Below are 10,786 nucleotides of genomic sequence, written 5' to 3'. Positions count from 1 at the left end.
AAACACTTCCCCGCCTTTTTGGAACAGGCCGATAAACCATTCGGCTCCGTGGGTTATTAGCTCAATCATTTTTTTCTCCTGTGATGGATGCTATGGCCTGGAGCGAAGTGCGGCTCTGTCGCCATGGGTCATACAGTAACCACTTTGGTTCGGCTTTTGTTTTAAATGGATCACACTTTGAAAGATAAATATTTTATTGTGAAAGATTAAAGTGAAAGGAAAGAAACAAAAAATGAAAGGATAGAGGGGGTTGGACATGAAAAAGGCCCAGCACAGCTGAGCCTTGAATGCTAATAATTTGATAAATAACGATTAAGCGATGGTGACGCTGTTGTCGAGATAGGTGTCCTGCACGGCTGTTGCGCGTCGCGAAAAATGAAAATTTGATTCACAAACTTCGAAAATCCGCGACGCTCATAAAACTTTCTCAATCTACGTGGTCACACGTCTTGATTGAGCAAAGTTAGTTAGTAGCCGAAATGGTTAGAGCTGCATCAGAAAACGTCGTCAATGACCTTGCAGAAGCACTGTTATGGCTGATCGCAATTGAGTACGCTCTCCCGTCACCTCGCACCGTCCATGATGCATTGAACACATGCTTGCCAAGTGGTGAAATCGAGTACGCCGGATAAATTGCGACACCATCAACCTGAAGATACAAAATGGCGACATCACCAGGGGCCAGGCCGTTAAACCCGAGGTTTACCTGTAAGAGATAGTTTCTACCATCACTCGACGATAGAACGCCTGTAGTAGTGTTGTAAACAACGTTGCTCCCCTCAAGCAGAGTGTTGAAAACAACAGTTGTTATCGTGTTTGCTGCGATTGATAGCCCCGTTGTTCTCCTGATTCTCGAAAAATAGCTACTTGGGAACTGTGAATATTTATAAGGTGTAGGTAGACCAGCCCTTTCTAGCTGTGGAGCCGAAAGGATAATTCGCAGATCACCGTCATTGATGGTCTCAAATTTTACCTCTATATCAATGTAGGCTGCATTTGAGGCGGTAGTAAAACCATCATTGACGTAAAGGAGTGGCCGTTGTGATGCCACAACATATTGCCTCACAGGGCTTTCCCTAAGCACTGTCCCTGTAGCCGATATCAACCTCATGGTCAGCGTTGCTTTGGTGTTGGTAGTAACCTGAGCTGGGTCGTTGCTGTAATAGCTACTGGCATTGATACAAAAACAAATCGGCGTATAAATGCCTATTGGCCCGGTCACATACCTATATCGCAAGTATCCCGCTTGCCCAGCAAGGTTTGCCTTTGCTTCAATGTCTAGATTTCCCACACCATTGCCTATAGCCAATCGCTTTGTTGGTGAAGTTAGACCAGACAGATCAAGTGTCCAGTTAAACGGGTTTACCTCAGCCGTAAGCGATTGGAACGACGTATTGTTGATTAGATTCTCTGTCGGCAATACACCAGTGTTTCTTATCAGGCCAAATTGGCCCCCAATCCATTCTGATGGGGTAATATTGGGAATATTCTCTTTTATGTATTGCATCAGGTTAGGTAACCATGACACATATTTATGGGTGTAAAAGCAAACATACCCTGCTACCGACTTCGCATAATCCACATACTGTTTTGCACGTTCAAAAGTGATGCTTTCAATAGCAACACGAACAAGATTATAGCGATTCGCTCCCATCAGGTTCACGGCATTCGTGTTTACAGTCATGGTAGCACTTCGTATAAATGCGTAGTCGTAGCATGATTTCAGCTTGGGCAAAAACTTTGCATCAAGTACGGAGTTTGGTGCAACAAAACCATGAGGGTTGAACCCCATTTGCGAAAACTCTAGCTGAGATGACTCAATCCACGCTTCTCCAACAGTAAGATCAACTGTGTTATCAAGGGTAAAGCCATTGAGTGAATGAGAAAGAATTTCACCGTTAACTTTTCTGCTGAAATCAATGGCCTCAGGCAATGACACAAAGTGATAGCCAGACTGAATACCTTGAGCATAGACCGCCAAACCAGCTCTAAAGTCATTTGCAATGGCAATAGGTATTAGGTCAGCTTTGGTTTCAGGATTCGCGTCATCAAAGATGATGAACGCGCCACCGAGCTTATTAATAGTAATCAAATCGCTCAATCGTTTATCTATGGTCTTGGATATAGCAAGCGAAACTTGATTTAGCTTGAATTTATCTGGTTCTATTCCTGCATCGGTAACAACATTTAGCAACTCAGCCTGAACAATATTAAACCAATCGCGCCCAGGCCAGCTAACGCCACCTTCAGCGTTGCTCTCTCCAAACCACCGGGCGTTATTGCTTTGTAGTTGATTCAACTCCGGCATTTCAGGAACGCCACTAGTATTATCCAAATGGAACATGACGCCTCCTTATGGCCTCTCTGGCCAGGTGATTTCAGGTGTTGAGGTATCCAGACGGTTCAGTACCAGTCGGTATTCTTTCCACTGTTCTAGTTTGGCCTTTTCTTTTTCCGTAGCCATATCTTTATCTACGGCATAGGTTAGCACTGAGATTTGTTCTGTAGCGCTAGCAAGCAGTTTCGCTTTCTGACGTTCGCCCTGTTCCGCATAGAACATCCGCTCGGTATCTTGGTCTTTAATCCAAGAGTGGCCACTCCATGTATCAAATGGGCCAGGAGGAATCAATGTATATCCATCTGGTAATGGCCCGACATGAGATATACATAGCAACTCTTTGGTTTCAATATTGTAAGCAGTTTGACCACGCAAGTCTTTTAGATAAACCCATGCATTTCCATCCCATTGAGTTACATATGTCGGCTTGTTGTCTGGCGGCTCAATGAATGTGCAACCCTCCGGCAAGGTAAAATAAGGGTCTGGCACTGTATGTTTATTACCGTTATGCTCATAAAAAGCTTGACCTGTTTTATTCTCAATACACTGCCATTGGTCTTCCCTGTAGAGTAAAACACACCCTACTGGCACGGAGGGAGGGGTAATTGTTATCGCCCAATCAGGCAACCGCTCACCTATGCTGGAGATAACAAACCCTTGGCCCCGCTCATTCCAATATTGTGTCCCTCTGGGGTCAACTATGTAATCCCAATCCTCACCATTAAAAATACCTGATTGACCTGGTTCTGGTTCACAAGGTAGGTAAGTTGTATTAGCTGGCAATCCCATATTCGCCGGGATATGCATGAAAACGGAACCAATATAAGCACCGTTGACATCATATTGATAAAGCCAAAGTGCTTGTGGCGACGCTGAATAAGTAAAAGACATTACGCTAACCTCACGATGGCGTTAAAAGCAATATTCTTGACGGTGTTTTCTGCATTACCCGTAGCGGCAATTGTTGCCGTATGCGCATGCGCACCGATATATACGGTATGATGATGGCTAGGGGCGGCACTGGTGTTACTGCGATCATGCGGCCCTTGATTATCCGTACCTGACCAAATTTCTCCCCATGTTGTCCCAGGTGCTCCCCAGCCACCTTGGTGCTCATGTTCCCCATTATCACTGGTCGTAACAGTCCCCAAATCAGTGGATTCTATAGCGATACCATGACTATGAGCTATGACACCATCAGATTCATATGACAACAGGCTACGTCCGGTAGGGGGCAAGAACTTGATTGACTGACCCCTCATATCGGGAATGATCCCGTCGGGATAAGCCAGTGCAAGAAGGGGGTAGGCAAGCAGATTAAAGTTTTGGCCCAACATCAACGCGAATCCATTAGGCGCTATTGCACCTGGCCAAGCTAAAGGAATGCCAGGTGGTAACATGTAATCCGACGAAAAAACTCGAATGGCTTTTGCAAATTGGTCAAACTGTGTTTTATCCGGTGTGATATTTGCCAGCGCCAGAACATTTAGCATTTCGAGTTGAATAATATTAAACCAATCTGCACCAGGATAACTTGGGGCAACACCATCACCGCCCTCAGTAAAATATCGGCGTTCAGTAAATAGTACGGGCCTCACTGGCTGCATGTCGGGAACGCTAGACGCATTATCCAAGTGAAACATAATTAAACCTCGTAGAAAAAATCATAGTCGTGACCGGCAAGACGATAGCGTCTTAAAAAACACTCCAATATCTGTGCCTGGTAACTGATTAACGGCGTTAAAACGTTGCTCAAACTTCTAAACCGGATCATAGGCATATCGGTAACAGTTACCTGCATAATGAAACGGTATTTATGGGAATAAATCGGGTACATTATATTACGCAGTACATGGTGTGGTAACACCTCTGTTACATGGATGGTAAATCCCAATGCATCCTTTACGGCTTGCTCAATCTGCCAGGTAGCTAGGCCACCTTTGCGGTGATATTTCTCCACCACGGCATCACGGCGGCGCTCAAAGCCATCAGGAATAGCGTTGCAGTCCGGCAATCCAAGATAGTCTTCCCATTCTTCCAGCAATAGTTCCGTGGTCTCTGGCCGCATCTCCTTAATTAATAGATCGGCATTAGCTTCAACGGCATTTAAACGCCCGCTAAAGCCCCTCAAAAGCGACGTTAATGCGGCTGTCTGGTCTCGTGGCCAAGCGCGGCCACGGGGCATAAGTTGCTGAAGCACGTCATGCCACTCTTCTAGACTATGCGCCATGTCACTGCCCCCAAGGTTATCAACTCATAGTTTTCACTTGGCTGATTGGTAGTAAGATCCAGCTCGTAATCACTTACGCCTGTGGCGGAACCTATCGCTGTACGGATTGAGGACAACAGCAGCGTTTCACCTGGTGAGAGGGAACGGAATAACGCGTTCAAGCTCAGTATGGTGGCCTGACGCGTAGCGGTGGTATCTGGCACAATTCGAACCACCATATCTAGTGGCTTGGTGGTCAATGGAATTGGCCAAACCTCCACGCCGCCAGGCTTACCCACCCAGGTGCCGGTGGCCGGGTCTTGATGACGGAACAGATAGGCTTGCATGGCTGTTCTGTCCGTCTCTGTTGGGATGATGTCGCTACGTTGGTCATACACCCACGCAAGCCCAACGGTGCCTACACCATGCCAACTATCAAACGCCCAGGCGCGACTGACGCCGGGTGTCTGTGTCGCCCAGATAACATAATCATGCAACGCGCCACCAATAGGCGGGTTACGTTTGCGGTATAACAGACGGGTCAACAGTTCGCTGATGGTCTCGATGTCAGCGCCGCCAGATACCCCCTCATCACCCACAATACCGTCGCTGTTGACACCAGGAACGGGGGAGATCAGCGCGACCGACTCACTACCTTTCAGGTTGCCGCTGGTGCCAACTTCATCAGCCTGGACGGTGACGCGGATTTTCCCACCAGCGGGGGCCTCTGTCGCAGTAACGTGATAGCGAACTCCGTCTTGCGTCTGCATCTCAGTATCCAACGGCACGGTATTGGTGCCGGTGAATATCACTGGGCCAGATGCAAAGGCGGCAGGTTTGCGAATAACGCCCTCATTACGAGCGGTATCAATAATGGTTTGGTCATCTGACTTATCAGAAGGGATAATTTGATTAACTATCCACGTCTGATAATCGTAAACGTCACGCAACGCACCGCTGAACGCTGTATTTAATGCGCGTTCCACACCAACAATAGGTAGCGATTGGTCTAATTCAACCTCTAAATCCTGGATGCCAGTGCGGATAATTTGGCGGGTGGTCGGTATATTAAACGGCATTTTCCTGAGCCTCCCAGCGTTTCTTTATTTCCACGGTGAGTGCTGTTCTATCGGGCCGTGTAAGTACAATGCTTAATGCCAGCCAATTAGGGCGCGGAATAGTGGCAATGATCTGGGCCTTACGAGCATAGCCATAGCGTAATAGTGGTTGCATCGATAAGCTGGCATAGTTTTCAGCACTCAGGCGAATTTCTTCAGTGAGTTTTTCACGGTCAATTAACCAGAGTTTGGAGCCCCATTCAAAATCACTAAAGGAATCACCGGGCCAGCCACGCCGGTCTTCCGTGCCATCGGGTATTTCATCGCTAACATCGGCACGAGCATCAGTGAACAAGCAAATCAGCACTAAAGAAACAAGGCCCTCGTCAAGCGAAAGGCCATTGTGTTCTATTTCAATATCGCCGCCAGCGGGCAAAAGCCAATTTACTTGGATGGTCATAATGGTTTCGATGTTTCAGCACCGTCGCCATCCTTGTGAATATGGTCAAGGAAGCTTTTACCCTGAACCTGGATATCTTCACTGAAGTTGGTGGGGCCGGTGATATTAATGAGTTTACTCACAATGTCACAGGACTCGTCAGCTACCAGATTAACCGTTTTCCCTCTTATCTCTATTACGCCGCCTTGCTTGAGGGTGATGGTATGGCCCTCACTGTGATACACGCAAACATCGCCGGGGTCTAGCCCTTTAGGTCGCGATGCCTTGTCCTCAACAGCGATGGCCACCATGCCCGAACGGCGACCACCAACCGCAATCACAATGGCTTCTGAACCTGATGGTGGTACGGATGACACGCCATAGTTCTGGAAGCGCTCCACGCTGTCATTAGTCTCATCTGCCAGTGATTGCACCTGGAGGTTCTGGCGGCCTAGGCTGTCCGTCACCATCCGCACTACAGCACGGTCAACCATCAGGCGTAGACGGCGGCCAATAGCATTGATGGAGCGGGAAAAGTTGACGTCTTTCAGTCCCATGTTACCCCCAGGCTGGTCGATTTCTTCCCTTTGCCTTTTTTTCCTTTGGCCTTTTGGGCTGGCATATCTAGGGACTCAGGTGGCACCAGCGTGAGCACGGTCAAACGGCCATTATCCCCCTCCATGAATGACACCGTTTTAATCAGCCAGGTAACATCAAGTTGTTGTATGGTGTCTTTCACAACAACCAGGCGGTTGGTCTGCCATAGTGGGCCGGTATCACGCTTTTCACGCCAGCCAGCCACCGTTATCTCCGTAGTGTTGGCTTCCCCTAGCATCCGGGTTTTGTACCACTCACCCCGCGCACTGGCACCGCCCACCGTCAGATTATCTTCGTTTACCAGAATCTTCGGGCGATATCGGTTGATTTCTGAATCGGTCACCACAACCTGGCGACCACCTACCATGCTCACGGGTTGATCGTCCCAGGTCGAACCTCCAGCAGCAACGGAACCTTTGACGATGTATTGGCTAGCGCGTTCCCGCCAACTGAAACGGCCACGCGCAGCCAGAATGTTGTCACCCAGTACCAGTGATACCCCGGCTCGCTGGGTTGACGCACGGGTGATAATCAAACGTCCCCAGGCATCAGACGTTATCAACACACCGCGCTGTTTTGCCAGGCGATCAAGTAGCTCAAAACCTGTCTCCCCCTGCTCCAGGGTAATGCCGCTGAAGGATTCACCTGTATCAGTCTCGTTGATGACATCTATGCTGTATGGCTTGCAAACTGTGGCGGCAAGCTGTTCCAGCTTCTGGCCGCGCCACTGGCCAGATTTATCGACCACAGAGCTATCTACTAGGTCACCGGTCTTATCACGCCCTAGCACACGCATAGAAACGTTATCTGCGTCATAGCTGGGTATAAAGTCATCTATGTACCCCGTTAGCACTCGGTCTGTACCAATGGAAACAAAGCAAGGCATACCAGGCTTGATAGAACGTGGGGCCGCAGCAGACCAGCGAGCGGTAATGGTGAGATCAAACTCACCAGCGATACTCTCCAATGAGCGGTTAATGGTCATCTCTGTCCAGCCTGCCCAGATTTTCCCATCCACATTCAGGGTCAATATCTCACTCATTACCTACCACCTCGATCACCTGGGAAGGAAGAATAAAAGCCGGGTTGCGCAGGCGGTTACGGGTCACCAGGGCATCGCTCTGTTCGGCATCTCCAGTTTCCCGCCAGGCTAACAGCATCACAGGTGTGGTCTGTGCAGGCGATACGCGTCGCAGATCCGGCAGTTGAACACTACGGATACGGACATCATTCACCACGGCAAAGCGCAGAGAACGCAGCGAACGCCAAAGCTCACGCTGTCCAGACTCGACGGCATCAATGGCTCGTTCACCCAGGCTCTCGGCCAGCTCGTCACCGGTACGCTCTGCCTCCTGACTGGTTTCAAATGTTGCCGTGGCCACGGTCTCGGCCTTGGCCACCAGAGAAGAGACAATCACCAACTGCTGGAAATCATCTATGTTCGCCTGCATAGCATCGGAAATTTCGATTGTTGATGACCGGGTTACACTGCTGGCAAAACCGGTATTGACGTTCACTGCGATGTTATCGGCCAGGGAATTGGTCGCCGCCCTGGCAGCTCGATCACCGTCCCAACGTTCACGCAATTGGTCATACACACGCAGCGCCCAGGGCGGCTCTGTTACCAGATCATTCACGTCGCTGATGAGGTTGGTGACTTCACGGATCAACTCACCAGGGCGGGCCACGATGATGCCTGCCAGGTCTTTGAAACGGTTCAACCTGTCCATCCATTCATTCAGTGCATCGGGCAGTGTAGGAAGGTTGGTAACAAAACCTTGCAGGTCATCAAGCAGGGTATCAACCATATTGCCGACACCATCCAAGGCGGCAAAGTAGTCACCGTTGGCCAACGCTTCTTTGACACTATCCGCAGCACTGAGCGTGGTGGCCGTGGTGTCTTCCTGCTGGGTTGGAAACAACTGTTCACCAGCTTCGAATACTTCAAAACTGACGTAGGCAATACCGCCTTCTTCGGTACTCAGCTTGTGGGTAACCTTGCCAACTTGCACATGTTGGACGCCGAACCAAGGGTGAACCAACTCACCCGGCCCTGGTGTGTTCAATGCCGCCAGCAGGCTGTTCAATTTCGCCTGGTAGTCACTCCCCAGCAAGATGCCGTTGATCTGCTCTTGGGTCAGAACGGCACCATGGTCTTCCGTCCAACCTACTTCTTTCTTGGGGTAAGCATGAGGGATAGCGCGACGGCCACCAGTGCCTTCAACATCAACGAAGTGGAACGGAACGCCACGGAACGACGCATCACGCAGGTCTTCCCATTTAGGGGCCATTAATCTTGCTCCACGTTACTGACGCCGGTTTGCGCACTCATTGTGACGCCTGGCGTGTTGATTTGAACCTTGCTCACCTGCACCCGATCATCTTTAACTATTACTTCAATATTTCCCTGAAGCTGTTGAGGCACCATTGGATAACCGACAGTTTTATTTTGTGATTGCATCTCTCCCCAAGGGGAAGGATCTTGGTACTCGGGAGTAGAGGAAAACCAGTTCTTGATATCAGTCCAAAGCGTAGAACGGCTATTATTTTCTTGAACACGTTTTATTAATTTCTCACGCTCCTCATCATCTTTGGGAACAACATCAGTTAATTCATTGGCAATTTTTATTACGCGACCGACATTACCCAGCTCATCCAATACATCTGACCGGTCTCTAATTTCATCGGTAATATCTTTTCCGCCATTAGTCAAACCCTCACCCATATTAGTTACATAAACAGGCATAACCCCGGAACCGAAAACATCAGCAATCCCAACTGGTATTCCTTTTTTGCCAGGGCGTAAAAAATCATAAGCCCCTTTACCTAACTGGAAAGCCTTTCTTGCCGCGAGCAAGCCACCTGTTGCGATGGCAACATTCTTACCGATCTCAAGCCAGTTTTGGACGGTATCTTGATCAACTGAATTCAAAGCGTCAGCTAGTTCTTGCACCGGCTTGGCCAAGTTGGTGTTAGCAAACTTTTCCCCGATAGTCGTAAGGCTTTGTAGAGCGGAGGTGAAGTCTTGCGCGGCATACTTGGCATCGGCTTCAATGCTGCTGCCATCAGCCGTGACCCCCATAAATCGGTGCAAGTTCTCCATCCCTGACTGGCTGGACACACCGGAGATTAAGTCCAAACTGGTCTGAGTAAAGCCAACTTTCTGCAACTCGCCTATCTGACCAAGACCGCCTTTACTTCCACCTTTCTTTGATTTCCTTGCTATTTCCTCAAGCAACTCAGGCAAGGGGCGTAATTTCCCTGATTTATCTTTTGTGTCCACTCCTTTGAATTTCAAGGCTTTTGCAATCTTTGGGTTTTGAATCTCACGGATAAAGTTTTCAACCAAGGTTGTAGCTGTATCGCGGTTACCAGTAGCACCGATAGCTGATTCCAACAACACGCCAACATCTTTGATGCCCTTAACACCCGTACCACCAGCAGCAGCATAGAGTGACAGCGCTGGAGTGGCTTTCTCTGCTAAATCCTTCAGCTCAAATGCGCCTTCTTTCCCCAGCTTGTTCAGCACGTCCATAGCCAGGAAACCGTTTTTACCATCAGTGATGCCATACTTTTTAAACTCAGCGAACAACCCACCAATGGAAGCCCCCGAGCTTCCTGAACCAGCTATGGTTGCGGCTAACCCCTTTAGGTTTTTTAACCCAAACTCCATATCCCCGGTACGACCGTTGATTTCCTCCAGTGCGGCAACGACTTCACTACTGTCCACCTTGAATGAAATAGCTACATCCTGAACATCGTTGAAGATTGCGCCCATTTCTGCACGGGTTTTATCGGCGGAGATACCTAGGCGGGTCAGTCGGCGATCAACCGTGGCATAGTTACGCAAGATCGCGCCGCCAGCAAAGCCAGCAATCGCCGTGGTGTATCGATTTCCTAACTTGTCCAACCCTCGACCAGCCATCTCGCTTGTGGCTTTGACAACAGACATGGCGCGTTGATTACGTTGAGCAAATTCGGACATGTTGGAACCAAACTGACGGGCCTTTGCGGTCAGGTTACCCGCCAGGTTGATGATGATTTCAGTATCAAGGCGCTTTGCCATGTTGCTTCCTCAATTGCTGGGTAATGCGGAACAGTTGCCGCAATGGCAACTGTTCCAGGTACGACACACTGAACCGCGC

10 protein-coding genes and 1 pseudogene are annotated in these 10,786 nt (G+C 49.0%); all 11 read right to left on the bottom strand.

Annotated elements, in window-relative coordinates:
- Positions 1–69 (bottom strand): annotated as a pseudogene (srlA, locus tag ACLQ7H_RS07680) (PTS glucitol/sorbitol transporter subunit IIC); the annotation flags it as partial.
- Positions 70–463: 394 nt separating this feature from the next.
- Positions 464–2,344: a hypothetical protein gene (locus ACLQ7H_RS07675; protein ID WP_411752149.1), complete on the bottom strand. Its 1,881-nt coding sequence runs from the start codon at positions 2,342–2,344 to the stop codon at positions 464–466.
- Between the two features lie 9 nt (positions 2,345–2,353).
- On the bottom strand, positions 2,354–3,229 hold the full coding sequence (locus ACLQ7H_RS07670; RefSeq protein ID WP_411752148.1) for a tail fiber assembly protein: 876 nt from the start codon (positions 3,227–3,229) through the stop codon (positions 2,354–2,356).
- Positions 3,229–3,981 (bottom strand): tail fiber protein, encoded by a 753-nt coding sequence (locus ACLQ7H_RS07665; protein ID WP_411752147.1) that lies wholly within the window; start codon positions 3,979–3,981, stop codon positions 3,229–3,231. The genes ACLQ7H_RS07670 and ACLQ7H_RS07665 overlap by 1 nt, the downstream gene beginning before the upstream one ends.
- 2 nt (positions 3,982–3,983) lie before the next feature.
- Positions 3,984–4,568: a YmfQ family protein gene (locus ACLQ7H_RS07660; RefSeq protein WP_411752146.1), complete on the bottom strand. Its 585-nt coding sequence runs from the start codon at positions 4,566–4,568 to the stop codon at positions 3,984–3,986.
- Positions 4,553–5,626: a baseplate J/gp47 family protein gene (locus tag ACLQ7H_RS07655; RefSeq protein ID WP_411752145.1), complete on the bottom strand. Its 1,074-nt coding sequence runs from the start codon at positions 5,624–5,626 to the stop codon at positions 4,553–4,555. The genes ACLQ7H_RS07660 and ACLQ7H_RS07655 overlap by 16 nt, the downstream gene beginning before the upstream one ends.
- Entirely contained in the window at positions 5,616–6,065 is a 450-nt protein-coding gene (locus ACLQ7H_RS07650) for a phage GP46 family protein (RefSeq protein WP_411752144.1), read from the bottom strand. The genes ACLQ7H_RS07655 and ACLQ7H_RS07650 overlap by 11 nt, the downstream gene beginning before the upstream one ends.
- Complete coding sequence (locus tag ACLQ7H_RS07645; protein ID WP_411752143.1) at positions 6,062–6,601, bottom strand: phage baseplate assembly protein V; 540 nt, start codon at positions 6,599–6,601, stop codon at positions 6,062–6,064. Before ACLQ7H_RS07645 ends, ACLQ7H_RS07650 begins: the two co-directional genes overlap by 4 nt.
- The gene (locus ACLQ7H_RS07640) at positions 6,592–7,683 is read right to left on the bottom strand and encodes a phage baseplate assembly protein (RefSeq protein ID WP_411752142.1); all 1,092 of its coding nucleotides are present in this window, start codon (positions 7,681–7,683) and stop codon (positions 6,592–6,594) included. The genes ACLQ7H_RS07645 and ACLQ7H_RS07640 overlap by 10 nt, the downstream gene beginning before the upstream one ends.
- On the bottom strand, positions 7,676–8,932 hold the full coding sequence (locus tag ACLQ7H_RS07635) for a DNA circularization protein (RefSeq protein WP_411752141.1): 1,257 nt from the start codon (positions 8,930–8,932) through the stop codon (positions 7,676–7,678). The genes ACLQ7H_RS07640 and ACLQ7H_RS07635 overlap by 8 nt, the downstream gene beginning before the upstream one ends.
- Complete coding sequence (locus ACLQ7H_RS07630; protein ID WP_411752140.1) at positions 8,932–10,707, bottom strand: phage tail tape measure protein; 1,776 nt, start codon at positions 10,705–10,707, stop codon at positions 8,932–8,934. Before ACLQ7H_RS07630 ends, ACLQ7H_RS07635 begins: the two co-directional genes overlap by 1 nt.
- Positions 10,708–10,786 lie beyond the last annotated feature (79 nt).

It is taken from the genome of Serratia sp. (in: enterobacteria), from assembly GCF_046715635.1.
Classification (GTDB): Bacteria; Pseudomonadota; Gammaproteobacteria; order Enterobacterales; family Enterobacteriaceae; genus Chania.
Note: the sequence above shows the minus strand (reverse complement) of the source record. Positions and strands in the feature narration are given on the sequence as shown.

Coding starts and splice junctions, on each gene's coding strand:
- ACLQ7H_RS07675 (WP_411752149.1), bottom strand. CDS start 2,344: ATGTTCCATTTGGATAATACTAGTGGCGTTCCTGAAATGCCGGAGTTG.
- ACLQ7H_RS07670 (WP_411752148.1), bottom strand. CDS start 3,229: ATGTCTTTTACTTATTCAGCGTCGCCACAAGCACTTTGGCTTTATCAA.
- ACLQ7H_RS07665 (WP_411752147.1), bottom strand. CDS start 3,981: ATGTTTCACTTGGATAATGCGTCTAGCGTTCCCGACATGCAGCCAGTG.
- ACLQ7H_RS07660 (WP_411752146.1), bottom strand. CDS start 4,568: ATGGCGCATAGTCTAGAAGAGTGGCATGACGTGCTTCAGCAACTTATG.
- ACLQ7H_RS07655 (WP_411752145.1), bottom strand. CDS start 5,626: ATGCCGTTTAATATACCGACCACCCGCCAAATTATCCGCACTGGCATC.
- ACLQ7H_RS07650 (WP_411752144.1), bottom strand. CDS start 6,065: ATGACCATCCAAGTAAATTGGCTTTTGCCCGCTGGCGGCGATATTGAA.
- ACLQ7H_RS07645 (WP_411752143.1), bottom strand. CDS start 6,601: ATGGGACTGAAAGACGTCAACTTTTCCCGCTCCATCAATGCTATTGGC.
- ACLQ7H_RS07640 (WP_411752142.1), bottom strand. CDS start 7,683: ATGAGTGAGATATTGACCCTGAATGTGGATGGGAAAATCTGGGCAGGC.
- ACLQ7H_RS07635 (WP_411752141.1), bottom strand. CDS start 8,932: ATGGCCCCTAAATGGGAAGACCTGCGTGATGCGTCGTTCCGTGGCGTT.
- ACLQ7H_RS07630 (WP_411752140.1), bottom strand. CDS start 10,707: ATGGCAAAGCGCCTTGATACTGAAATCATCATCAACCTGGCGGGTAAC.